22 protein-coding genes and 1 pseudogene are annotated in these 23,450 nt (G+C 70.8%); 14 read left to right on the top strand and 9 right to left on the bottom strand.

Going from position 1 to position 23,450, the window contains the following annotated elements; genetic code table 11:
* Positions 1 to 51 precede the first annotated feature (51 nt).
* The gene (locus ACIHFD_RS17910; protein WP_397367830.1) at positions 52 to 1,200 is read left to right on the top strand and encodes a DUF418 domain-containing protein; all 1,149 of its coding nucleotides are present in this window, start codon (positions 52 to 54) and stop codon (positions 1,198 to 1,200) included.
* Here the strand turns inward: ACIHFD_RS17910 and ACIHFD_RS17905 are convergent.
* On the bottom strand, positions 1,184 to 2,287 hold the full coding sequence (locus ACIHFD_RS17905) for a sensor histidine kinase (RefSeq protein WP_397367829.1): 1,104 nt from the start codon (positions 2,285 to 2,287) through the stop codon (positions 1,184 to 1,186). The genes ACIHFD_RS17910 and ACIHFD_RS17905 overlap by 17 nt on opposite strands.
* Positions 2,284 to 2,946 carry a response regulator transcription factor gene (locus ACIHFD_RS17900; RefSeq protein ID WP_397367828.1) on the bottom strand — a complete coding sequence of 221 codons (663 nt, stop codon included), beginning with the start codon at positions 2,944 to 2,946 and terminating at the stop codon, positions 2,284 to 2,286. The genes ACIHFD_RS17905 and ACIHFD_RS17900 overlap by 4 nt, the downstream gene beginning before the upstream one ends.
* A gap of 151 nt (positions 2,947 to 3,097) precedes the next feature.
* On the opposite strand from ACIHFD_RS17900, the gene ACIHFD_RS17895 reads away from it, so the two are divergent.
* Entirely contained in the window at positions 3,098 to 4,624 is a 1,527-nt protein-coding gene (locus ACIHFD_RS17895; RefSeq protein WP_397367827.1) for a hypothetical protein, read from the top strand.
* On the opposite strand, the gene ACIHFD_RS17890 is transcribed toward ACIHFD_RS17895, so the two are convergent.
* The 4 genes from ACIHFD_RS17890 to ACIHFD_RS17875 all read right to left on the bottom strand — a co-directional run bounded on the left by ACIHFD_RS17890 (position 4,621) and on the right by ACIHFD_RS17875 (position 7,758).
* Positions 4,621 to 5,232 (bottom strand): class I SAM-dependent methyltransferase, encoded by a 612-nt coding sequence (locus tag ACIHFD_RS17890; protein WP_397367826.1) that lies wholly within the window; start codon positions 5,230 to 5,232, stop codon positions 4,621 to 4,623. The genes ACIHFD_RS17895 and ACIHFD_RS17890 overlap by 4 nt on opposite strands.
* Before the next feature lie 319 nt (positions 5,233 to 5,551).
* Positions 5,552 to 5,971, bottom strand: coding sequence for a hypothetical protein (locus ACIHFD_RS17885; RefSeq protein WP_397367825.1), 420 nt, complete (start codon positions 5,969 to 5,971; stop codon positions 5,552 to 5,554).
* A 172-nt stretch (positions 5,972 to 6,143) separates the two neighbouring features.
* Positions 6,144 to 7,340, bottom strand: a complete 1,197-nt coding sequence (locus ACIHFD_RS17880) for a serine hydrolase domain-containing protein (protein ID WP_397367824.1) — start codon at positions 7,338 to 7,340, stop codon at positions 6,144 to 6,146.
* Between the two features lie 40 nt (positions 7,341 to 7,380).
* On the bottom strand, positions 7,381 to 7,758 hold the full coding sequence (locus tag ACIHFD_RS17875; RefSeq protein WP_350730880.1) for a helix-turn-helix domain-containing protein: 378 nt from the start codon (positions 7,756 to 7,758) through the stop codon (positions 7,381 to 7,383).
* Positions 7,759 to 8,209: 451 nt separating this feature from the next.
* On the opposite strand from ACIHFD_RS17875, the gene ACIHFD_RS17870 reads away from it, so the two are divergent.
* The 4 genes from ACIHFD_RS17870 (at position 8,210) to ACIHFD_RS17855 (ending at position 12,754) form a co-directional block, all read left to right on the top strand.
* Complete coding sequence (locus tag ACIHFD_RS17870; protein WP_397367823.1) at positions 8,210 to 9,835, top strand: DHA2 family efflux MFS transporter permease subunit; 1,626 nt, start codon at positions 8,210 to 8,212, stop codon at positions 9,833 to 9,835.
* A 129-nt stretch (positions 9,836 to 9,964) separates the two neighbouring features.
* Positions 9,965 to 10,918 (top strand): prolyl aminopeptidase, encoded by a 954-nt coding sequence (gene pip / locus ACIHFD_RS17865; protein WP_397367922.1) that lies wholly within the window; start codon positions 9,965 to 9,967, stop codon positions 10,916 to 10,918.
* A 397-nt stretch (positions 10,919 to 11,315) separates the two neighbouring features.
* On the top strand, positions 11,316 to 12,254 hold the full coding sequence (locus ACIHFD_RS17860) for a hypothetical protein (protein ID WP_397367822.1): 939 nt from the start codon (positions 11,316 to 11,318) through the stop codon (positions 12,252 to 12,254).
* A 101-nt stretch (positions 12,255 to 12,355) separates the two neighbouring features.
* A complete protein-coding gene (locus ACIHFD_RS17855) occupies positions 12,356 to 12,754 on the top strand; it encodes a hypothetical protein (protein ID WP_397367821.1) in 399 nt (132 codons plus the stop codon).
* Between the two features lie 308 nt (positions 12,755 to 13,062).
* On the opposite strand, the gene ACIHFD_RS17850 is transcribed toward ACIHFD_RS17855, so the two are convergent.
* Positions 13,063 to 13,767, bottom strand: a complete 705-nt coding sequence (locus ACIHFD_RS17850; RefSeq protein WP_397367820.1) for a cytidylate kinase family protein — start codon at positions 13,765 to 13,767, stop codon at positions 13,063 to 13,065.
* A 222-nt stretch (positions 13,768 to 13,989) separates the two neighbouring features.
* Here ACIHFD_RS17850 and ACIHFD_RS17845 point away from each other — a divergent pair.
* Positions 13,990 to 14,806: pseudogene (locus tag ACIHFD_RS17845) on the top strand (transposase); the annotation flags it as partial.
* A complete protein-coding gene (locus tag ACIHFD_RS17840; RefSeq protein WP_397367819.1) occupies positions 14,803 to 15,495 on the top strand; it encodes a dihydrofolate reductase family protein in 693 nt (230 codons plus the stop codon). The pseudogene ACIHFD_RS17845 and the gene ACIHFD_RS17840, both read left to right, overlap by 4 nt.
* A 340-nt stretch (positions 15,496 to 15,835) precedes the next feature.
* On the opposite strand, the gene ACIHFD_RS17835 is transcribed toward ACIHFD_RS17840, so the two are convergent.
* A complete protein-coding gene (locus ACIHFD_RS17835) occupies positions 15,836 to 16,786 on the bottom strand; it encodes an NADP-dependent oxidoreductase (protein ID WP_397367818.1) in 951 nt (316 codons plus the stop codon).
* A gap of 49 nt (positions 16,787 to 16,835) precedes the next feature.
* Between ACIHFD_RS17835 and ACIHFD_RS17830 the strand changes: the two genes are divergently transcribed.
* Positions 16,836 to 17,450, top strand: coding sequence for a TetR/AcrR family transcriptional regulator (locus tag ACIHFD_RS17830; protein WP_397367817.1), 615 nt, complete (start codon positions 16,836 to 16,838; stop codon positions 17,448 to 17,450).
* 50 nt (positions 17,451 to 17,500) lie between these two features.
* Here the strand turns inward: ACIHFD_RS17830 and ACIHFD_RS17825 are convergent, their stop codons facing one another.
* On the bottom strand, positions 17,501 to 18,274 hold the full coding sequence (locus tag ACIHFD_RS17825) for an IclR family transcriptional regulator (protein WP_350730894.1): 774 nt from the start codon (positions 18,272 to 18,274) through the stop codon (positions 17,501 to 17,503).
* Between the two features lie 126 nt (positions 18,275 to 18,400).
* Between ACIHFD_RS17825 and ACIHFD_RS17820 the strand changes: the two genes are divergently transcribed.
* Genes ACIHFD_RS17820 through ACIHFD_RS17800 form a run of 5 tightly spaced genes read left to right on the top strand, consistent with a single transcriptional unit; the run spans position 18,401 to position 23,363 of the window.
* The gene (locus tag ACIHFD_RS17820; RefSeq protein WP_397367816.1) at positions 18,401 to 19,375 is read left to right on the top strand and encodes an ABC transporter substrate-binding protein; all 975 of its coding nucleotides are present in this window, start codon (positions 18,401 to 18,403) and stop codon (positions 19,373 to 19,375) included.
* Positions 19,368 to 20,357 carry an ABC transporter substrate-binding protein gene (locus ACIHFD_RS17815; protein ID WP_397367815.1) on the top strand — a complete coding sequence of 330 codons (990 nt, stop codon included), beginning with the start codon at positions 19,368 to 19,370 and terminating at the stop codon, positions 20,355 to 20,357. Before ACIHFD_RS17820 ends, ACIHFD_RS17815 begins: the two co-directional genes overlap by 8 nt.
* Positions 20,354 to 21,175, top strand: coding sequence for an ABC transporter permease (locus tag ACIHFD_RS17810; protein ID WP_397367814.1), 822 nt, complete (start codon positions 20,354 to 20,356; stop codon positions 21,173 to 21,175). Before ACIHFD_RS17815 ends, ACIHFD_RS17810 begins: the two co-directional genes overlap by 4 nt.
* Positions 21,172 to 21,915, top strand: a complete 744-nt coding sequence (locus ACIHFD_RS17805; RefSeq protein ID WP_397367813.1) for an ABC transporter ATP-binding protein — start codon at positions 21,172 to 21,174, stop codon at positions 21,913 to 21,915. Before ACIHFD_RS17810 ends, ACIHFD_RS17805 begins: the two co-directional genes overlap by 4 nt.
* Positions 21,912 to 23,363 (top strand): hypothetical protein, encoded by a 1,452-nt coding sequence (locus ACIHFD_RS17800; RefSeq protein ID WP_397367812.1) that lies wholly within the window; start codon positions 21,912 to 21,914, stop codon positions 23,361 to 23,363. Before ACIHFD_RS17805 ends, ACIHFD_RS17800 begins: the two co-directional genes overlap by 4 nt.
* Positions 23,364 to 23,450 lie beyond the last annotated feature (87 nt).

Below are 23,450 nucleotides of genomic sequence, written 5' to 3'. Positions count from 1 at the left end.
CAGACCAAGGTCGGATGCCCTGGCAGGCACGCCGTCCGTAGCTTCGGGTCCATGACACAAGTGAGCACGCCGCTCGCCGGCCGGGTCCACGAGATCGACGCGGTGCGCGGTTTCGCGCTCGCGGGCATCCTGGTGGCCAACATCGGCTTCTTCGCCGACCCTGGTTACGCGGTCAACGGCACCATGCCCATCCCCGACGGGCCCGTGGCCACGGTCATCACCGCCCTCGTGCTGACCAAGTTCTACATCATCTTCTCGTTCCTGTTCGGCTACTCGTTCACGCTGCAGATGCGCTCGGCGGAGCGGGCGGGCGCGAGCGTGCGGGCCAGGACGCTGCGCAGGTGCTTGGGCCTGTTCGTGATCGGCCTGGCACACGGGATCCTGCTGTGGATCGGGGACATCCTCACCCTGTACGCCATGCTCGGCCTGCTCCTGCTCGCGCTGCGTAACATCAGGCCGAAGACCGCCGTCGTGATCGGATCGGTCATCGTCGGCGTGCTGGCCCTGCTGTGGACCGGGCTGGCGTGGCTGTCCACCCTCGACCCGACGGCCGGCCAGGCTCCGGTGGCCGACACCGCGGCGGCAGCCCACACGCTGGCCCTGGCCACCGGCAGCCCGCTCGACGTGCTGACCCTGCAACTGGAGCTCTACCCGCCGCTCGTCGCGATGGTCTGGATCTTCCAGGGGCCGATGGCGCTGGCCATGTTCCTGTTCGGGCTGGCGGCGGGCAGGTCCAGGCTGCTGGAGGAGACCGGGCGGTGGTGGCATCTCGCGCCGCGCGTCCAATGGATCGGCTTCGGCCTGGGCCTGCCCGGCGGGATCCTGCTCGCGCTGACGGCCGGTGCGGGAGGCACGTGGGAGCTGGCCGGCATGGCGGTGTCCACAGTGACCTCGATCCTGCTGTCCGCCGCGTACGTGGTGACCCTGCTGCGGGTGATCCGGCGTTTCCCCGCCGCCGGGCGCGCGCTGTCCCCCGCCGGGCGGGTGGCGGCCTCCAACTACGTCGGGCAGTCGGTGCTGTGCTGCCTGGTCTTCACCGGGTACGGCCTGGCGCTGGCGGGCAGACTGTCGCCGCTCGCCGTGATGGGCGTGGCCCTGGTGATCTACACGGTCCTGCTCTGGCTGAGCGCGCGCTGGCTGCGTACGCACCGCTATGGACCGGTCGAGTACGTCCTGCGCCGCGTCACCAACTGGGCTTAGCGAACCGCACGGTGATGGACAGGCCGCCTTCGGGGCGTGCGCGGGTGGTGAGGGTGGCGTGGTGGGCTCGGGTGACGGCATTGACGATGGCGAGGCCGAGACCGTAGCCGTCACGCCGGCCGTGACGATCGGGCGCCAGTTTCTGGAAGGGTTGGAAGAGGCGTTGGATCTGGTCGTCGGGGATGACCGGCCCGCTGTTGGTGACCGTCAGGGCCACCTGCGTGCCGGAGGTCTGCGTGGTGACCTTCACCTGCCCGTCCGCGTGGTTGTGGCGGATGGCGTTGTCGATGAGGTTGGCGACGAGGCTTTCGATCAGCCTCGGGTCCCCGGCCGTCACCGCGGGCGTCAGGTGTTCGGCGAGGTCGATGCCCGTCTCGGCTGCCTGGGCGCGGCGGGAGGCGAGCACTCCTTCGACGACGTGGGCGAGGTCGAAGGTGTCCCAGCGGGTGACGCCGCGCTCGCTGGTGGCCAGGGCGAGCAGCGCCTGCACGAGCCGCTCCTGGTGTCCGCCGAGAGCCAGGGCCTCCTGGCAGGCCGAGCGCAGGGTGTCGGTGTCGGCGTCGGGGTCGGCGAGGGCGACTTCGAGGAGGGTACGCAGGCCGGCGAGGGGGGTGCGCAGCTCGTGGGAGGCGTTGGCGACGAAGTGTCGTTGGGCGTCGAAGGACGCCTGCAGGCGGGCGAACAGGTCGTCGAGGGTGTGGCCGAGCTCGGTCAGCTCGTCCGTGGGCTCGCCGAGGTCGAGGCGCCGGTCGAGGTTTCCGGCGGAGATGACCTTGGCGGTGGAGGTGATGGCGCGCAGCGGGTGCAGGAACCGGCCGGCGACGTACCAGCCGAGAGCCAGGGCGACGGGAATGAGAATGACCAGGGCGACGGCGGATCCCATGAGGAGCTGGGGCAGACTGATCCCGGACTCGGTTTCGATGCTCGCGCCGGTGGAGGGCTGACCTACCGGTTTGGCCGCGTGGATGCCGACGAGCGGGACGTCGACGAAGATGAGCACGAAGACCCCGGCGGCGTAGATGCCCGCCGCGTAAGCCAGCGCGAGCCGCGTCTGCAAGGACCTTCTGGCGAGTTGCGGGGAGGTCATGACGACCCGATGCGGTAGCCGCCTTCGCGGATGGTCTCGATCACGGGCGGTTCGCCGAGCTTGGCCCGCAACCGGTGCATGGTGTGCTTGACGGCGCTGCTGAAGGGGTCGGCGGCCTCGTCCCAGACGCGTTCGAGCAGCTCCTCGGCGGAGATGACCACGCCGGGCACGGCGAGCAGGCATTCGAGCAGGGCGAACTCCCTGTGGCTCAGCTCAAGGCGCCAGCCGGCCCGGAACGCGATCCGGCGGGCCGGATCGAGGGTGATGTCCCCGCAGGCCAGGGTGGGCGGCAGCGGCGGGGTGGCGCGGCGGGCCAGGGCCCGGACGCGGGCGACCAGTTCGGCGAACGCGAACGGCTTGGGCAGGTAGTCGTCGGCGCCGAGACTGAGCCCGTCGACGCGGTCCTCGATCGTGCCGGAGGCGGTGAGCATCAGTACGCGGGTCTCACAGCGGCTGTGGGCCAGTCGCCGGCAGATCTCGTCCCCGTGGACGCCGGGCAGGTCGCGGTCGAGGATCACCACGTCGTAACGGGTGGCGGCCAGGCGGTCGAGGGCCGCGATTCCGTCCAGGACGACGTCGACGGCCATGCCCTCGCGGCGCAGCCCGGTTCCGATGGAGCGGGCGAGGACCTCGAAGTCTTCGACGACGAGGACCCTCACCGCCGTTCACCGCCGGTCGTCGTGCGGGCTGAGCGGCCGGACCGGCCGCCGGGTCGAGGTGCCATGGGTCAACGATGCCAGATGCCCGGTTCCAGCCAGGTCGCAGCGGCTGCGACCCTGCTGGAACCGGGTGCCGCGTACAACCGTCGGTATGAGTTCATTCACGCCCCACCGATCCGGCCAGGACCGTTTCCCGCCGCTGCTGCGCGCGGAGTGGACCAAGTTCCGCACCGCGCGCGGCTGGGCGCTCGCCATGGCGGCCTCCGTACTGGTCACCGTGTCGCTCGGGCTGCTGATCGCCGGGGGCGCCCGCACCACCTGCGTGACCGGGAAGGGGGAGGGCCCCTGCCCCGCGCCGCTGGTGGGGCCCGACGGCACGGCGGTGAAGGACAAGTACTACTTCGTGCACCAGCCGCTCAAGGGGAACGGCAGCATCACCGCCCGCGTGTCGGACATGACCGGGCAGATCCGGCTGCCGGACGCCGTACCCGGGGTGCGCAACGTCAAGGAGGGAGTGGTGCCGTGGGCGAAGGCCGGGCTCCTCGTCAGGCAGAGCCTCAAGGAGGGCACACCGTACGCCGCCGTCATGCTCACCGGCGATCACGGCGTGCGGATGCAGTACAACTTCACCCACGACGTGCCCGGCGGTCCGCACAACGGCCCCCAGTGGCTGCGGCTGACCAGGTCGGGCGACACCGTCACCGGCTACGAGTCGGACGACGGCAAGGCCTGGACCGAGGTCAGCACGGTCAAGCTGACCGGGCTGCCGGAGACGGTCGAGATCGGGATGTTCGCCACCTCACCTGGCGCCTTGTGGACCATGGCGAAGGCCTTCGCCCAGGCCACCGCCACCTTCGACCAGATCACGCTGGAGGGTGCGAACGGTTCGTGGCGCCGCGACGACGTCGGCGTCTCGATGGAGTCCGACGGCAAGACCCCGCATCACCCGGGCGGGGTCGTCGAGTCCGGCGACAAGCTCATCGTGACCGGGGGCGGTGACATCGCGCCCGCCACCGTAGAGGGCGGCCTGCGCGCCGACCTCATGCTGATCGGCGGGGCCGTGGGGCTGATCCCGGTGCTCGTGGGGGCGGTCACCTTCTTCACGGCGGAACACCGGCGCGGGCTGATCAGGACCGGCCCGCCGGCCGCCCCGCATCCGGCGCGGCTGCTGGCGGCCAAGGCCGTGGTGGTCGGCGCGGTCGCGTTCGTGACGGGGCTGGTGGCCTCAGGGGTCGTGATCCCCGTCGGCCTGGCGATGTTGCGCGCCAATCAGAACCCGATCCAGCCGCTCACCCTGGCGACCGAGTTTCGGGTGATCGTCGGCTTCGCGGCCCTGACCGCGGCCGCCGCCGTGCTGGCGCTGGGCCTCGCGGCGCTGGTCAAGCGGGGCGTCATCGCCATCGGGCTGGCCGTCGCGCTGGTCGTCGTGCCCTACCTGCTGGCGACCGCGGGCCTGGCGCCATGGCTGCTGATGATCACCCCTGCCGCCGGGTTCGCGATCACGCAGAGCGTCCCCACGTTCGCGCATGTGGACGTGGACCCGTCACTGATCGGGGGCTACTACCCGCTCCCGCCGTGGGCAGGGCTGGCCGTGACCTGCGGCTATGCGGCCATCGCCCTCGGGGCGGCGATCGCCGTACGCCGCAGGAAGGTGCCAGGTCAGGTTCCGCTCACCTAAGAGGGCGGATTGTCGGCCAGCACGCAGGCAACGGGCGGGTCGAGTTCGAGGGTCTCGACCCGGAGACGGGTGAAGCCGGCCTGGGTGAGCAGGTCCTGGAGCTCTTGGGCGGCCCGGACGGTGGTGTCCCGGGTGGCACCGGGGCAGCGGGGCTGGCTGACGAGCGCGATGCGTCCTCCGGGGCGGAGCAGGCGGCGCAGCTCGCTCAGCCGTTCCACCGGGTCGGGCCAGAACCCCACGGAGTTGACGGCGAGGATGGCGTCGAGCGGCTCGCCGAAGCTCGGCAGTTGCTCCACGGAGGCGTGCGTGAGGTGCACGCGGTGGGCGCGGACGGCGGCGGCGTTGCGACGGGTGGCCTGCCGGACCATGGCCTGCGAGTGGTCGACGCCGAAGACGTGGCCCCGGGTGGCACGCCGGGCGAACTCGCCGATGGCGATGCCGGGGCCGAAGCCGATCTCGAGCACCCGGTCGGTGGGCCGCACGTCCAGCAACGACACCGCCCAGATGTTGCGCTGCCGGTTGGAGGGACGATGAGCGAACATCTGGCCGTTCGCCCATCCGACGATGCCCCGGGGGTGGTGCGCCTGGCGCACCAAGTACCTGATCACGCGTTGCTTGAGAGATGTGCCTGCTGTCTGCATGATCGCCAGTCAACGACTTCAAGTGCGCTTGAAGTCAAATGGGTGAGCGGCTGCGCTACTGGCCGGCTCCCGTGCCCGGATCGCCGTTCCCCGCGCCCAATGGCCCGGTCGGCCTCAAGGTCACCCCCGACGGCCGGCACCTGTACGTCGCCGGCAACGATCCCGACGCCGAGTCGCCTCCCGGCGGCCTGCTCGGCTTCACGATCCTCGCGGACGGCTCGCTCAAGCCGACCGCCGAGTCCCCCGTCCACCCGGCCCCGCACCCTCTCGGTAAGGTGCCGGCTCCTCACTCCCACTCGATCTCGCGCAGCGCGGCCGCACCCTCGTCCGGGTCGCTGATCACCTCGTCGTCGCCGTCCTCGTCGGCCGGCAAGAGGACCCGGGGAGACAGCTCGATCAGCGAAGCGACGAAGGCCCGCCAGGTCTCCTCGGACAGTGACGACTGGTCGCGGGTGATCAGATCGAGAATCCGGTCCGGGGAGTCCTGGAAGGAGATGGACAGCCGCGCCAGGTGCTCCTCGGATTCGAACTCGAATCGGATCGCGCTGGTGTCCGGCAGGTACCTGATCCGGAGCGTGGCGTCGTCGTTCCGGTACGTGTGGTCGACCCAGCGCCATCCTTGGCCGCTTTCGGCCTGCCATCCGCAGCTCTCCAGCCGGACCTGGATGTCGTCGATCAGGTCACCCTGTCCGGGCGAGGTCGCCATGCGTCGAATACCAGCCTTGGTCACTTGCTGTGGCGGATCGCCGCCCGTACGGCCGTGTAGATGACGACCCAGAGAGCCGCCAGGGGGATGAGGAACGCGAAGATGATCTCAACTAAACCGATGTTGGGCATGCCCAGAACATAAGGGACCGGGGTTGGAGAACGCTTGACGATCACTTGCCGTACGGCGCGGTCAGATCACCGCGGGCATTCCGGACCGCGGCGAGAAGGTTCGCGGCCCTCAGGTCCGGCACGCCTTCCAGGACGTGGTTCATGACGTAACCGAAGGCGAGACCGGTCGCCGGGTCGGCGAAACCGAGCGAGCCGCCGCGCCCGGGGAATCCGAAGGCGGTCGGGGAGTACCAGAACGCGTCCGGCGTCGGGAGGCCGAAACCGGTGCCGATGCGGACGGGCATGCGCAGGATGCGGTCGATGCCACTGACCTGTTCCGCGGTCGCGGCGGTCAGGGTGCCGGGGGTGAGAATGCGGTGCCCGTCGACCTCGCCGATGAGCGCGGCGTAGAAGCGGGCCAGCGCGCGGGCCGTGCAGATGCCGTTGGTGGCGGGCATCTCGGCGGCCTGCTCCTCCGGCCTGTTGTGGTCCAGCGGGGGCGTGACGACGGCGAGCGAGCGCCTGGTCAACGACGTGGGGTCGGCGAAGGCGGTCATGACCTCGCGCAGGGGTTCGGGAAGGGCGTTCAGGTCGATCCGGGCCATGGCCTGGAAGTCGGGCGGGGTGTCGATGATCCGGCTGACCCGGTGCCGCTCGGTTTCCGGCAGCCCGATCCACAGGTCCAGTCCGAGCGGGGCGGCGATCTCGTCCGCGAGGAACGTGCCCAGGCTGCGGCCGGACACCCGGCGGACGACCTCTCCGACGAGCCAGCCATAGGTGAGCCCGTGGTAGCCGTGGTCCGTGCCCGGCTCCCAGTACGGACGCTGGGCCGCCAGCGCGGTCACCATGGGCTCCCAGGCGATCGCCTCCCGCGGGGTGATCGGCTGGTCGATCGCGGGTAGCCCGGCCTGATGGGTGAGCAGCCACCGCACCGGGATGCGCTTCTTCCCGTTGGCCGCGAACTCCGGCCAGTACTCCGCCACGGGTGCGTCCAAGTCCAACTCGCCCCGCTCGGACAGCAGAAGGGCGCAGGTGGCCGTGACGGCCTTGGTGGTGGAGTAGACGAGTTGCAGGGTGTCGCGCTCCCAGGGGCGGCCGGTGCCGGGGTCGGCGATGCCGCCCCACAGGTCGACGACCTTCCGGCCGTGCAGGTAGACGCTGACCGCGGCGCCTGTTTCCGGCTCGCCGGCCAGATCGGCCGCGAACGCCTCGCGTACTGCTTCGAATCCCGGTGCGGTATCTCCGCCGATTTCGGGCATGCGTCATCGCCTTCCGTGCTGATGGGTTTGGGGAAGGGTTTCAGCCGCGCCATTTCCCGACGAGCCAGGCGCAGATCTCCGGCTCGGTCATCTCGGGAAACTCCTCGCCGAACGTGGCGAGCGCGCGTATGGCCTCGTCCCGGGTCAGGCCGCGCGACCCTGCTTCCTTGAGGTACTCCTGACGTGCGAGGGAAGGACGGCCTCCGCCCGCGCCGCGGCCGGGCAACCCCTCGCGCCACCGCACGATCTCCGCCAGCCGATCGGACCGCCAGCCCGGAGCTCCGTCGACTTCGACGTCGGGCAGGGGGAACGGGTGATCGGAGTCGTCCGAATAGCGGCTGCGCCACTTGTGCACCGCATGACGGCTCACGCCCAGGGCCTCGGCGATGCCGAGGACACCGAGGTAGCGCTCGATCATGGGTGCACCTGCTTGTCTGTGCGGCCTCCTTCGCGGATTTCCAGTACTACCACGGCCGACGTGGAGATCTCCCCAACGTCGTCTCTAGCGAAGACAACGTTAGCGCGCCGAGAGAAACCTCGTCTACAAGAGAGACGAGCTTTTCGAGAGCGAGCCATCGGGCCGGCCGAACCGCTGTGCTAAGCTTCGAGCCGACTTCTCACCGTTGGGCTTTCCGCCTCGCCAACCAGCTTCACCCGGGTCCCGATGACACGGGGAAGGTGGAAGTCACCCACTACATCCTGGAAAAGGGTGTTCTGTGACGGTGGCGACGCGTGTCAACCCTCCTGCTCCTTTGCGAGCCTTCGGGAATCTGGCCGGGGACCATTCCGGCGTGAGCGCTGTCGGACATCAGCGGCCTTGCTCCGCGTCGCCACTCCAGCAGACGGTTCTCCTCAGGGAGGTCTCCGGAGTGCCGGAATTCAAATCCGCCGGACAACCGGTCACGCAGCGTCCGTGGCTGGTTCTCGCGATCATGTGCATCGGCTTCTTCATGTCGTTGCTCGACGGATCCATCGTGAACGTCGCCATCCCCACACTGATCCACAGCATCGGCGCCTCCTACGACCAGGTGCTGTGGATCATCGACGGCTACCTGCTCATCTTCTCGGTGCTGCTGATCACCACGGGGCGGCTGGGGGACATCTTCGGATACCGCCGGGTGTACGTGATCGGCATCGTCGTCTTCACCGTCGCCTCGGCACTGTGCGGGCTGGCCGGCTCACCATCCCAGCTGCTGGCCGCCCGGCTGCTGCAGGGATTGGGCGGGGCGCTGCTGTTCCCGCAGGTCATCTCGTCAATCCTGACGATCTTTCCACCGCAGCTAAGGGGCCGCGCGTTCGGCCTGTTCGGCGCGATCGTCGGCTTCGCCCCGATCGTCGGCCCGGTCCTCGGCGGCTTCCTGCTGGCCCACCTCGACTGGCGCTGGATCTTCTTCATCAACGTCCCTGTAGGGATCATCGCCGCCGTGCTGGCGATGACCGTCGCGCCGCCCATGCGCCCGTACCGGCGACACCGGCTCGACCTGGTCGGCGTCGCGCTGGCCACCGCCGGGCTGAGCGGCATCGTGTTCGGCCTGATCGAGGGAGAACGCTACGATTGGGGCACCGTCACCGGGCCGATCAGCATCCCCTCGGTCATCGTCGCCGGCGTCGCGCTGCTGGCGGTGTTCGTCGTCTGGCAGCACCGGCAGCGCGAGGAGCCCCTGATGCCGCCGGCCCTGTTCGGCGTGCGCAACTTCGCGGTCGGCAACGGGGTCGGGTTCGTCTTCCAGCTCGGGATGATCGGCATCATGTTCGTGGTGGTGCTGTACCTGCAGATGGCGCGCGGGTACTCGGCGCTGGAGACCGGTCTGGTGGTGCTGCCGAACGCCGTGCTCACCGCGGTCGGCTCGGCGTACGCCGGGCGGCTGTCGGACACCTTCGGCGGCAAGTACATCCTGATGACCGGGATGACGCTGCTGGCCGGCGGCCTGCTGGTGCTGGTCGCCATGACCGGACCCAGCAGCAGCGCGTGGAGCCTGCTGCCCGGGTTGACCATCATCGGGCTCGCCGGCGGCGCCACGTTCGCACCACTGCAGCAGGCCACCATGGACGGCGTCGATCCCCGGCTGGCCGGGGCGGCCTCCGGCGTCTCCAGCACCATCCGGCAGATCGGCGGCGTCCTGGGCACCGCCGTGCTGGGCACCCTGCTGTCGGCCCGTCTCTCCTCGACCCTGCGCACCGAGGCCGAGGAACGCGCCGGTCAGCTACCGGAGCATCTGCGGGCACGGTTCATCGACAGCAGCACGGCCGCCGCGCACCACTACAGCCCGCCCACGCCGCCCAGCGGCCTGAACCCTGCCACGATCAGCCTGTACGAACGCGTCACCGCCGACACGTTCGCCGCCGGCTTCGTCAACGCCATGCAGACCACCCTTGTGGCATGCGCCATCGCCCTGGTGGCCGCCGCCCTGCTCTGCTTCTTGTTCAGCTCCCGCAAGGAGGTGACGACCGAGCCCGCCCAGAACCGGCAGGCCGAAACCGCACCACAGGACTGACCCCGCGATGACAATGGTCGCGGTCCGACGGCCGCGACCATTGTCGCTCCGTCACCCGGTGCGCCCGCCCGCCCCGGTCGGCGCGGTGCGCGATCGCCCGGTTCGGGTGGTCTACTTGATCACATGGCGCTGAAAGAGTTCTACCCGCCGATCGAACCGTACGACTCCGGTCTGCTCGACGTCGGAGACGGCAACGAGATCTACTGGGAGATTTGCGGAAACCCGGCCGGCAAGCCCGCGGTCTTCCTGCACGGCGGGCCCGGCGGCGGCATCCTGCCCGCCTTCCGCCGGTTCTTCGACCCGGCCGCGTACCGGATCGTGCTGTTCGACCAGCGCAACTGCGGCGCCAGCCGGCCGAGCGCCGCGGACCCGGGGGTGTCGCTGCGGCACAACACCACCTCGCACCTGGTCGCCGACATGGAGCGGCTCCGCGAGCACCTGTCCGTCGACCGCTGGCTGGTCTTCGGTGGAAGCTGGGGCAGCACCCTCGCCCTGTCGTACGCCCAGGCCCACCCCGACCGTGTCACCGAACTCGTGCTCCGCGGCATCTACCTCGTCCGGCCCTCCGACGAGGACTGGACGTTCACCTCCGCCGGTGCGGCCCGCCTCTTTCCCGCCGAGTGGGCCGCGTTCCGCGACGCGATCCCCGCCGACGAACGATACGACCTGATCGCCGCGTACGGCCGCCGCATCGGCGACCCCGACCCTGCCGTCCATCTCCCGGCCGCCCGCGCCTGGATGGACTGGGAGTTCTCGGCCAACACCCTGCTGCCTGTCGACCCGCCGGAGCTCGACCACGACGCTATCCTCCTTTTCGCCCGCATCACCCACCACTACATCAGCAACGGCGGCTTCCTCCCCAAGGAGGGCCTCCTGGCGGGCGTCGACCGCATCCGGCACATCCCCACCGTGATCGTCAACGGCCGCTACGACATGAAGACGCCGCCCGACCAGGCATGGGATCTGCACCAGGCCTGGCCCGAGGCCGAGTTCCACCTCGTCGAGGACGCGGGCCACGGCGGCGCCGAACCCGGCACCCGACACCGCCTGATCGACACCACCGACCGCTTCCGCCGACCTTGACGGCCACGCCGTCCTCGCGACTGCGGCGGCCCGGTGGGCGGGTCGCCGGGGGTCGCGGAGCCGGCCGGCCACTTCGCGCCCTCGCCGCAAAGCCGCCGCAGCGCCTCGCCGGGCCCGTCGCGATGACGCCGCGCTGGTCGACCGCATCATCGCCGAGCTGCGCCGCCTATGAGCCCCCCAAGCGCCGTGCCGCGCCCGCGTGCGCAAATGCCCTGCCCACCACCTTGATGACCGCCGCCGCGGTGGTCAGCCGACGCCCCCTTGATGTGGGTCTCCAGTTCCTGTCCTGGCTGGAGCGGACCTTCGGCCTGCGCCCCGCCGACGCCCCGGCCGCGCGAGCCGAGCTCGGTGACTGCCTGGTTGGAACGTCTGGGGTCGTTCGTTCGTCATCCGAAGTGTGACGAGCTCTTCAGATCTCGACGAGCGGCTGCGCGTGGCGGCCGCCCGAACGCACCGTGCCGACCACCTGCGGCGCCAACTCGCGGCCACCAAGGAGCAGATCCAGCAGGCCCACCTCACCCTGACCGGCCTGGAGAAGGACCTGTCCAAGGAGGAGGCCGACGTCACCCGCCTGGAAGGCGGGCTGACCGCTTTCCTGGCCCGCCTGGTGAGCCAGCGCGAGGAGCGGCTGGAGCGCGAGCGTGCCGAGGCCGCCGCCGCCAGGCAGCGGCTCGACGGCCACCGGGCCCGGCTGGCCCAGATCGAAGCGGACGCGCGGGCGATCGAGGCCGAGCTGGCAGGGCTCGCGACGGCCTCGGAGGAGTACGAGAAGCTGCTGGCCGAGAAGGAGCGGCAGCTCCTCGCCCGTGGTGATGCCCGCGCCAGCGAGCTGACGGACCTCGGCGCCGCCCTCGACCGTGTCTCGGCGGAGCGGCGGGAGCACACGGAGGCGTACCAGGCCGGGCAGGCTGCACTCCACGCGCTGGCCCAGGTGCTCGGCTACCTCGGCTCGGCCAAGGGCGCCTCCACCTGGGACCTCTTGGGCGGCGGCCTGATCGCCGACGCCGTCGAGCACAACCGGCTGCGCTCCGCCGACGAGGCCGCCTGGCACGCCCAACGGGCCCTGGACGTCTTCTCCCGCGAACTCGCTGACGTCGGCGTCTCCGCGCGAGCCCGCCTGCCCAAGGTGGACACGCGGTGGTTCGTCGACACGCTCTTCGACAACATCATCACCGATCTGATGAAGCATCAGCGCATCGAGAACACCCGCGCCGAGGTCGAGCGGACGGCCCGATGGGTCCAGGACGTAGGGACGCACCTGCGGCACCGCGACGCCGAGCTGTCCAAAGAACGAGAGCGACTGCTGGCCAGGCGCGAGGAGCTACTGCGCGGTTGAGGCGTCCGAGCGGGCCGGGACTGGCTTTGCTGAGCCGGGGTCACCGAGAGCGAATCCGTACTTTTCACGAGTTTCGCCTACGTCGGGTTCCGTCGGCCACGATGGTGCCTCTGCACGGCGCCATATCCATCCCGGTACGCGACAAACCGGAGATCCATGGGTTTCGGCCGGGTTCGATGACGGCACGGCTGGGCGGCCGTGGCCGGCGGCGCGAGACCCTGGGCTTCGGCCTCGGCGAGGTCGCCGCGCTGGTGACTCCCGTGGTGTGGCCGGCGGTGGACCATGCGGTGCAGCGGATCGTGGGGGCCGAGGCGGACGTCGGGGCAGCAGGGCGAGGTCCGCGCCGCGCAAACTCTTCGCAGGCCAGCCGAAGCTGTGATGGTTGCACCGCAATCCCGCTCGACGAGCGAGTCCTCGCGGCTCGCACGACGCTGCGTTTCGTAGTGCTCCCGCTGCGGTTGGCGGCGGTCGGCGCGAGCATGGTTCCCGGGGCCGTCTGACATCTCCTCGCGTCGTCCGAAACGGCCGGCAAGGAGGCGGCTTGCCGGCTGGCGGCGGGCCTCGATCCCGGCGCATCCATGAACGCGAGCCACATCCAGTACGCCCAGAACGCGTCCGCGTTCAAGAAGTGCGCGGCGCAGTATCGCCAAGACTTCAGTGGGGTCTCGCTCGGCGTGGGCCGCAGGCTCGGTTCCATGGCGGCCGCCCGCCGGTCTTCGACGCACAGGCCTACAAGGAACGCAACACCGTCGAGCGCTGCTTCAGCAAGCTCCGCCAGTTCCGTGCGGTCGCGACCAGGGAGCAATTGTCAAATCCCGTGTATCGATGAGTGTGGTGGGACTTCCCAGGTCGGCCGTTGGAGCTGATTGTTGTACACGATGATGTCGGCGTGGTCGGTTGGGCGGGCTGTGGCGAAGTAGAGCTGTTGTGAGGGGATATAGCGGTTGCGCCAGGACCGTTCGATTTCGGCGGTGTCGGCGGTGGATCCGACCAGCGCTGTGCCTCGGTCCCGGGCGCGATCTACCGTCTGCTCGAATGGGACGGACACGAAGATGCGCAGGTCCCACCGGTCGATGAGTTCTGGGCGCAGCAGGAAGACGCCGTCGAAGAGCAGTACGGCGTCTGCGGGGGCGGTCGTGGCCGGCGGGGACGATGGGGTGTCGGTGTCTCTGTCATAGACCGCGTGTTGGAACCTTCGGTCTCCGCCTGGGCCCAGCGGATCGAGCAGGACCCGGCACAGCGCGGCGTGGTCGTGGGCGTCGAAGTAGCAGCCTTCGGCCGAGTACTGACCGCGTCGGTAGCGCTGTGCACGAGGGAAGAGGAAGTCGTCGATGGTCGCGCGGATGACGTCGCGGTCCTGCGCGCGCAGGACGACGGCGAGCTCGTCGGCCAGCGTGGTCTTGCCGGCGGCGGGTGGCCCGTCGATGGCGACCCGCAGCGGGTGCGCGGTCTTGACGGACCTGATCGCCTCGGCCAGCCGGCTGATGAGCTCGCCGCGGGTGCCTTGGTCCATTGCTGCCTCTCTCACGGTGTCTCTGTTTTAGCACCGCATGTCAGGCTGCGGTCGCCGGCTCGCATTCGACGAGGACGCCTCGTTCGAAGCGGGCTCCGGCGCGGACGAGGGCGACGAGGTGGAGTAACGCCCAGTCTTGGCCCACCCGCGCTGCCGCCTGCGGTGCGATCTTCGAGTTCATCGAGGGCTGGTACCCTGCACCGCTTGCACAGCAGCCTGGGTTACCGCTGCACCGGCTGTGGGCGTGTGTGGCGGCAGGACACGAGCCGGGTGGCCGAACCGCGAGCCCGCCTGTCGCGGCGTGCGCTGCGCTGGGCGTTGGAGGCCATCGTGTGCCGGCGCCTCACGGTCGCTCGGGTCGCCGAGGCGTTGGCCGTGTCGTGGAACACCGCGAACGACGCGGTGCTGACCGGAGGTCGCCGCGTGCTGATCAGCGACCCGCACCGTCTCGACGGCGTGCAGGTCATCGGCGTCGACGAGTACGGCACTGGCCCGGCGCGGCTGCTGGACATGGTCGAAGGCCGCTCCAAATCGACGGCCGAAGCAGCGCCTTCCGCGACGGGATCGAGGTCGTAGCGATGGACGGGTTCACCGGCTTCACGACCGCCGCCGCGTGCTGGGCACCGGCGTCGAGTTGCTCACCGACCGACAACCCCAAGGACCGACTGCCCTGCCGTGTTCGCCACCGAGCAGCACGTCGACGTCGAGGCGACCTGGGGCATCTACCAACGCGTCGTCGCCGAATACCGCAACCCGGATCGAACCTCCGCGAAGACCATCACCGTCATCATCGCGGCGGTGCCCGCGGCCCTGACCGAGCTGATCACACTCGGGCGAACGCTCAAACGCCAGGCCGCCGACCGTGCCGGCCTACTTCGATCGCGCCTGCACCAGCAACGGACCGAAAGAAGCGATCAACGGCCGCCTCGAACACCTGCGCGGCTCCGCGCTGGGCTTCCGCACCCTCGCCAACGACATCGCAAGATCACTACTCGAGGCCGGCGGGTTCAGACCACAACTACACACTCGAATCGGATGAGCCCGGAAAGTTTTGAAAGAAATCCGGGAGGCGTGTCGGATCGGGGCGGTGGTGTTCGTAGCAGGGGTGAGGCCGCCACAAGGCGCGCGACCAACTGTCCGCAAGGAGACACCATGACTGCCACGTACACCTTCGACATCTTCTCCACGCTCGACGGCTTCGCCAACCACAACGGCGACTGGGGCGGCTACTGGGGCAAGCAGGGCCCCGAATTCCTCGCCTATCGCGCCGCTGCCTACCGCGACCCGCTGCGCATGGTGCTCGGGGCCAAGACCTACTCCTCGAACGCGCCGTTCCTTGACGCAGGCTTCGACCGCAGCCTGTTCGACGGGTGGATCACGCGCATGTTCGACTCCCCGGTCACGGTGCTCTCCAGCCGGCTGACCGAGCCGCTCGAGTGGCCGGGCACGACCATCGAGTCCGGCGATCCTGTCGAGGTGGTCACGCGCCTCAAGGCCGAATCCGATGTGCCGCTGCGCTCCCACGGCAGCCTGACGCTCAACCGGGCGCTGCTGAACGCCGGCTTGATCGACACCATCGAGGTGACGGTCTTCCCAGTGATCTCCGGGACGACCGGCGTGGACCGGATCTTCGACGGTGCGGACGACTTCGACCTCGAACTGCTCGAGGCCCGGACCTTCGACGGCCACACGCAGGTGCTGACCTATCGACCGACCCGACACGGTTGATCGGCGACGGGGCGTCGTTGAGCCATGCCGGGATCGTCATCCTCGCCGCGTGCGTGGTGTATGGCGCTGTGCAACCTCACCGACTACGTCGCCCGGTCGCTGCTCGAGACCGGCGGATTCATATCCCAGTTACACCGGTTACCGACCGGACAGACGTGCGCCTGTGGCGACCATGGGCCGGTAAGGCTGGGAATTCCTGCTGAGGAAAGGTCGCCCGCCCGATTCGCGTTCTCCTCCACGAGCGTCACCGCGTCGTCCAGGATGAAGCCCATCAATCGCGTGGGGGCGATCGGGCTCGGAAGCGGCCCAGCACGTACGGCGTGTGGGTCGGTGGGGCTGGTCAGTTCACCAGCACGATCTTCCCGCGAGCGTGACGGCTCTCGCTCAACTCGTGCGCCGCAGCGGCCTCGGTGAGCGGGAACGCCGCCGCGACCGGCACCCGTAGCCGGCCCTGCCCGGCGAGCTCGACCGCGATGCCGAGGCCGTGCGCCGCCAGCGGGTCGGCGGCTCCAACGGCCGCCGCCGTGTCGCCGGCCGGCACGCCGTGCGACAGGTGCACGCCGAGGGCCGCCGCGGTGAGGTCGGGAGCGATCGTCACCACGCGCGCCGGGTTCCCGGTGATGGCGATCAGGTCGGGCAGCGCCCCTCCTGCGCAGTCGAACACCGCGTCCACCCCACCTGGTGCCAGCGTGCGGACCCGTTCGACCAATCCCGCCCCGTACGTCGTCGGCACGGAGCCCAGCGAGCGCAGGAAGTCGTGGTTGTGCTCCCCGGCCGTGCCGATGACGGTGGCGCCACGGGCGACCGCGAACTGCACGGCGACTGTACCCACCCCGCCGGCCGCGCCCTGCACCAGCACGGTGTGCCCGGCGCCGACCGCGAGCCGGTCGAGCACCCGGGTGGCCGTCTCGACGCTGCCTGCGGCACCACCGGCCTCCTCCCAGCTCCACGTGGCCGGTTTCGGCGCCCAGGCGACCAGGACCGCGTGATCGGCGTTGGCGCCGCGCGCGGTCGTCGCGGTCATGCCGAACACCTCGTCGCCGACCCCGACACCCGTGACGCCGTCACCGACCTCGTCCACCACGCCGGCGGCGTCGAACCCGGTCCGGTACGGGAACGTCACGGGCACCACGTCACGCATCTTCCCTGAGCGGATGGACGTCTCTCCCGTCGACAATCCGGACGCCCGTACGGCGATGCGGATCGTCCCCGGCCCGGCATGCGGTTCCTCGACCTCGGCGACATGCACCACGCCGGCCGGGCCGTACTCCGAAAACTGAACTGCTCTCATGCGCCGTACCGTAACGGAACACCCCGTCCGTTTGACTAAAGTGAGAGCGGTGACGGCCGAAGTGAGTCAGAAGCTGCGCTCGGACGCCCGCGACAACCGCGCGCGCATCCTCGCGGTCGCCCGCGCGACCTTCGCCGCCGAAGGCCTCGATGTGCCGATCCGGGAGATCGCCCGGCGCGCGCAAGTCGGCGCGGCCACCGTCTACCGGCACTTCCCGACCAAGGAAGCGCTGCTCAGCGAGGTCTTCGCCGAGCCGATGGCCATGTGCTCGGCGGTCGTCGAGGAAGGGCTGGCGCAGGCCGACCCGTGGCGCGGGTTCTGCCTGGTGATCGAGAAGCTCATGGAGGTGCACGCCCTCGACCGGGGTCTGTCCGGCGCGTTCACCTCGCAACTGCCGTACTTCACCGCGGACCGCGACCGTACGATCCGGCTGCTGCTCCAACTCATCCGGCGCGCGAAGGAGGCGGGCGGCCTGCGGGCGGACTTCGTCCTGGAGGACTTCATCCTGGCGATGATGGCGAACGAGGGCATCCGCGCCGAGTCACCCGAGCAGCGAGCGGCGGCGTCGCGCCGTTTCGCGGCCCTGATGATCCAGTCGTTCCGCGCCGACCCCGTCCGCGCGCCGCTTCCGCCGGCGGTCCGGCTGCTGCCGGCCGTTCAGTAGCGCCTCGGCGCTCGGAGAGGGGCCTCCGTGAGACGACGGGCAAAACCGCTTCACTCGGAGGTGCGCAGGCGGCGCTCGGCGGGTGGGATCAGCAGCACTTCCAGCGCCCGGGCGCAGGCCCGCGCGTGCGTGACGAACCAGTCGATCCGCGCGTCGCTCATCACCAGCGGCGTGGAGCGCACGGCCAGCGCGTAGCGTACGTGGCCCTGCCGGTCGAGGACCGGCACCGCGACCGTGCGGATGCCGTCGCCCGACTCCCCGTCGTTGAGCGCGTACCCGGCCTCGCGTACGCGGTCCAGTTCGGCGCGCAGCTCGCCGTGGTCCACGATCGTGCGGCCGGTCAGCGGCCGCAGGGGCCCGAGCGCCTCCAGGTCCGCCCTGCCCTCCGGGTCCCAGGCCAGCAGGACCTTGCCCAGCGCCGTGGAGTGCAGCGGGCGGCGCAGGCCGATGCCGCTGTCGGGGTTGAGCGAGCCGCCGCTCAGGATGACCGCGTGCCTGTCGTTGCGGACGGCCAGGTCCACGGTGGCGGAGGTGATGCGGGCCAGCTCGGCCAGTTCGGGCGGGATGCGGTGCAGGCCGCGCCGGTGGAAGGAGAGCTGTCCCAGCTCGGTGATCGACGGCCCGAGCCGGTAGCGGCCCGTGCGCGCCTCCTGTTCGAGGAAGCCCGCGGCGGTCAGCGTCCTGGCCAGGCGGTGCGTGGTCGAGGTGGACAGGCCCATCCTGCGCGAGAGGTCGGACAGGCTGAGCGAGGCGTCCCCGCCGCCGAAGCAGTCGAGCACGCCGATCGCCCTGCGTACGGACTGCACGCCGCCTTCTGCTGCCATGCGGGAAACTCCGTCTTCCGAGTAGGGAGAGCCGTGACCAGGTGAGAGCGGGTCCGGCCGGGAACGCTTCCCGCATCGCGGGATATTCTTTGCATTTCCTACCAATTTACAAGCAAACTCTCTGCCATGACCACAGCCGCACTCGACACCATCTGGTTCACCCGCTGTCCCGTGCCCACCGCGACGGGCATCGCGGCGGACCAGGGCTGGCTGGCTGGGGAGTTCGCCGCCGACGGGATCGAGGTCCGGTCCCTGCAGGACGACTCGCCTGACGTCCCCCGCGAGACGCACTACACCCACGCCCTGACCGGCCTGTTCCGCGAGGGCGGCAACGTGCCCGCGCTCTGGGCGCGCTCCCGCGGCGAGGCCACCCGGCTCATCGGGCTCACCTGGATCGAGGAGCACCAGGCCGTCCTGGTCCGCGCCGGCACCGCTCTGGAGCGCCCCGAGCAGCTCAAGGACCTGCGCCTGGCCGTTCCCCGGCACCGCATCGCGATCGACTTCTGGCGGGCCATGGCCCTGCACGGCTTCCACGGAGCCCTGTCGCTGGCCGGGCTCGGCCTCGGCGACGCCGAGCTGGTGGACGTCGCGGCCGAGCCGGGCGGCGGCCAGTGGGAGGCCGAGCTGGCCGCGCTGGCCGCCGGCGAGGTGGACGCGGTCTACGTCAAGGGCGCGCTCGCCGTCGAGGCCGCTCTGCGCCATGGCGCGGAGGTCGGCATCGACCTCGACGCCGTGCCGGACCGGCGGGCGCGGGTGAACAACGGCACCCCGCGGCCGATCACCGTGCACCAGCGCCTGCTCGACGAGCACCCGGACGTGGTCACCCGCTTCCTCGGCGTCCTGCTGCGGGCGGCCGACTGGGCCGCCGATCACCCGGCGAAGGTCGCCAGAATCCTCGGCGCCGAGACCGGAGCGGGCGCGACCGGTGTGGCCGCCGCCTACGTCCCCGGCGCCTCGCTCCACCTGGACCTGTCGCCCGAACGCCTCGACCTGCTGGCCGTGCAGGAGCGCTTCCTGCGCGGCCACCGCTTCCTCGAATCGCCCGTGGACGTCGCGGCCTGGGCCGACCACACCCCGCTCCAAGGAGTCACCCATGCGTAAGCTGCTGCTCGCCGTCCCTCTCGTCCTCCTGGCCGCGGCCTGTGGCGGCGGCACCGGCGCCACCACCGCCCAGGAGCAGGTGGTCGTCCGGATCGCGGACCCGGGCAACAGCGGCTTCCTGGCCGTCGCGAAGAAGGACGGCAGCCTGGACGCCGCCCTGGCCAAGGTCAACGCCAAGGTCAAGTGGGCCGGCGACTTCTCCGTCTTCGCCCCCGCCGCCCAGGCCATCAACGCCGGCTCGCTCGACATCGCGACCGGCTCGATCACCTCCGGCGTCACCGCGCTGGCCGTCAAGCCCAGCTTCAAGATCTTCGCCACGGTGCCGCCCGACCTCGCCGGCGAGGGGATCGTGGTCAAGAACGGCTCGCCGATCAAGTCGGTCGCGGACCTGGCCGGGCGCACCGTGGCCGTCGGGCACGGCGGCACCAGCGAGTACCTGCTGCTCAAGGCGCTGCAGACGTTCAACGTGCCGGTGGACAAGGTCAAGCGCGTCTACCTGCTGCCGCCGCAGACCGCGCCGGTCTTCGGCTCGGGCAAGGTGGACGCCTGGTCGACGTTCTCCACCTTCCTCATCCCCGCCGTCACCGACCTGGACGCGCGGATCCTGGCCGACGGCGAGGCCATCAAGTCGGACAACTACGTGATCTACGTGGCCGCCAACAAGCTGATCGACGAGCATCCCGAGGTGGTCAAGGCCCTGTTCGAGTTCCTCAAGGAGGGCAGCGCGAAGGAGATCGCCGACCCGGCGGCGTACCTGAACGTCTTCACCCAGGCGGGCCCGCAGGCCGTGCAGGGCAAGCAGAAGGACCTGGTGGTCGACATCCAGAGGAAGGGCAAGCCCGCCCAGGCGGTCACCGCACCCGAGATCGCGAAATATCAGGAGGTCGCGAAGTTCTTCCTCGACCAGAAGGTGCTCACCGCGCCGCTGGACGTCTCCCAGCACGTCGTGGACGTGACGACGCTGGGGAACGCGAAGCAATGAGCGCCGCAGTGCAGGGGCTCGTCGCCCCGAACCCGCCCCGCGCCGCCGGACGCCCGCCCGCGCTGACGTTCGCGCTGCGGACCATCGGCCCCGTCCTGCTGCTGGCGGCCTGGTACGCGGCCACCGCCTCCGGCGCCCTCACCAAGGACGTGCTCGCCGGCCCCCAGGACGTCGTCAAGACCTTCGGCGAGCTGTGGGCCGACGGCCAGCTCCCGGAGGCGCTGCGCGTGTCCGTCACCCGGGCCGGCCTCGGCCTGGTGCTGGGCGCCTCCACCGGACTGCTGCTCGGCGTCGTCTCCGGCTTCACCCGGCTCGGCGAGGAGCTCGTGGACTCCTCGATGCAGGCGCTGCGCGCCATCCCCTTCCTGGCGCTGACCTCGCTGTTCGTCGTCTGGTTCGGGATCGAGGAGGCCTCCAAGATCCTGCTGATCGGCGTGGCCTGCACCTTCCCCATGTACGTCAACGTCTCCAGCGGCGTGCGCAACGTGGACCGCAAGGTCGTCGAGGCGGCGCGCTCGTTCGGCCTGGGCCGGCTCGCGATCGCCCGCGAGGTCGTGCTGCCGGGCGCGCTGCCGTCCGTCTTCGCCGGGCTGCGCCTGGCCACCACGCTCAGCGTGATCGCGCTCATCGCGGCCGAGGAGATCAACGTGACGGCCGGGCTCGGCTACCTCATGGCCCGCGCCACCGACTACCTGCGCACCGACATCCTGGCGCTGTGCGTGCTGCTCTACGCCGTGATCGGGCTGCTGGCCGACCTGGCGCTGCGGCTGGTCGAACGGGGGACGATGCCCTGGCGCAAGGCGGTGAGCATCCGATGAGCACCCCAGGATCGGCGGGCCTCGCCGTACGGACGAGAGGGCTGCGCAAGGTCTTCGGCGAGCGCGCCGTGCTCGACGGCGTGGACCTGGACGTGCGCCGTGGCGAGTTCCTCGCGCTGCTCGGCGCGAGCGGCACGGGGAAGACCACGCTGCTGCGCATCCTCGCCGGCCTGGACGCCGCCACCGGCGGAACCGTGCTCGTACCCCCGGTGCGCACGGTCGTCTTCCAGGAGCCGCGGCTCATCCCCTCCAAGCGCGCGCTCGCGAACGTGATCATCGGGCAGGGCCGCTCCGCCCGTGCCAAGGGGCTCGAGGCGCTGGCGGAGGTGGGCCTGAGCCGGCACGCCGACGCCTGGCCCGCGACGCTGTCCGGCGGCGAGGCCCAGCGGGTGGCGCTGGCCAGGGCCCTGGTACGCGAGCCGGAGCTGCTCCTGCTGGACGAGCCGTTCGCCGCGCTCGACGCGCTCACCCGGCTGCACATGCAGGACCTGATCGCCGAGTTGTGCGCCCGGCACCGCCCGGCCGTGGTGCTGGTCACCCACGACGTCGAGGAGGCGATCCTGCTCGCCGACCGGATCGCGGTGCTGCGCGAGGGCCGGTTCGTCACGGACCTGCGGGTCGGCATCGACCGTCCGCGCGACAGGACGGACCCCGTCTTCGTCGAGCTGCGCCGCCGCCTCCTCGCCGACCTCGGCGTCGACACCCACGCGGGCACGCCGCGCGAAGAGGTGGCACGGTGACCGCTCCGGCCGCGTGGATCGACGAGAACGCGCCCGTGCTGACCGGGCTCGCGGACCGTATCTGGGCCTACGCCGAGCCGTCGCTGCGCGAGTGGCGCTCCGCGCTGGCCACCGCCGAGGTGCTGCGTACGCACGGCTTCGCGATCTCGTGGGGTACCGCCGGTCTGCCGGCCGCCTTCGTCGCCACCTCCGGTGACAGCGGCCCCGTGCTCGGCTTCAACGTCGAGTACGACGCGCTGCCCGGCCTGTCCCAGCGCGCCGGCGTCCCCCGCCACGAGCCGACCGTGTTCGAGGGCGACGAGTACGCCCCCGCCTACGGTCCCGGCCACGGGTGCGGCCACAACGCCCTGGCAGCGGCGGCGACCGGCGCGGCCATCGCCGCCGCCAGGGCCCTGCGCGGCCGGGCGACCATCAAGGTGTTCGCCTCCACGGGCGAGGAGCAGCTCGTCGGCAAGGCGTACGCGGTGCGCGACGGCGCGTACGACGGCCTCGACGCCTTCCTCGACTGGCATCCCGCTCCCGTCACCGGAACGGGCTGGGACGTCACCAGCGCGCTGTACTCGGCCACGTTCTCCTTCCTCGGCTCGCCCGGCCACGGCTCGAACCCGCTGGGCACCCGCAGCGGCCTGGACGGGGTGCTCCTGCTGACCGGCATGATCGAGCGCCTGCGCGCGGGCAACGTCTCCCCGTCGGGCCAGATCGGCTACGCGATCGGCGGGGGTGGCGCTCCCAACGTCACCCCCGACCTGCAGACGTTATGGGCCTACGTCCGCGAGGCCACCCACGAGCGGGCCAGGACCCTCTATGACAAGGTCGTGGCCTGCGCCGGGGCCGCCGCCGTCGCCAGTCAGACCCGGCTCGAACACCGGCTGGTGACGGCGATCAGACAGGGGCTCGGCAACCGGGCGGGCGCGGAGCTGCTGCACCACACGATGAGCGAGCTCGGTCCGCCCGCGTTCACCGACGCCGACCACGAGTTCGCGGTGCGGCTGCAGGAGGCGATCGGCAGGCCGGGTTCCGGCCTGGCGGCAGGGGTCCTGCCCCTGCGCCCGCCCACCGGGCCGGACCTGGGCGGGCCGTCCAGCGACACCTCGGAGGTGAGCTGGACGGCACCGCACCTCAGCCTGACCGCGGCGGTGGTTCCGATCGGCGTGCCGCTGCACTCGTGGGCGGCCACGGCCGCCACCGGCACCACGATCGCCCACGCCGGGCTGCTGGCCGCCGCCCGCTACCTGGCCGCGGCGGCCGTCACGCTGGTCGAGCAGCCCGAGACGCTGGCGGCGGTCCGACAGGAGTTCGCCGCCCGTGAACGGGGGCCGGGACCGCTGCCCGCCGGGGCGAAGCCTCCGTACCACCTGCCGCCGCCCACGTTCCTCCAGGAGACGGGGCAGCCGGCGCGCCCGATCAGGACGCCGCCCGTTTCCGCCGAACTCCTAGGAAAGATCTGACATGACCGTCCTGCTCATCTCCGGCCGCATGATCGACCACCTGTCCGGGCGGCCCGCCGCGGTCCTGCGCCTAGCGGCGGTGGCATG

This window comes from Nonomuraea sp. NPDC051941, from assembly GCF_044593615.1.
This window is presented reverse-complemented; position numbering and strand designations above follow the sequence as displayed.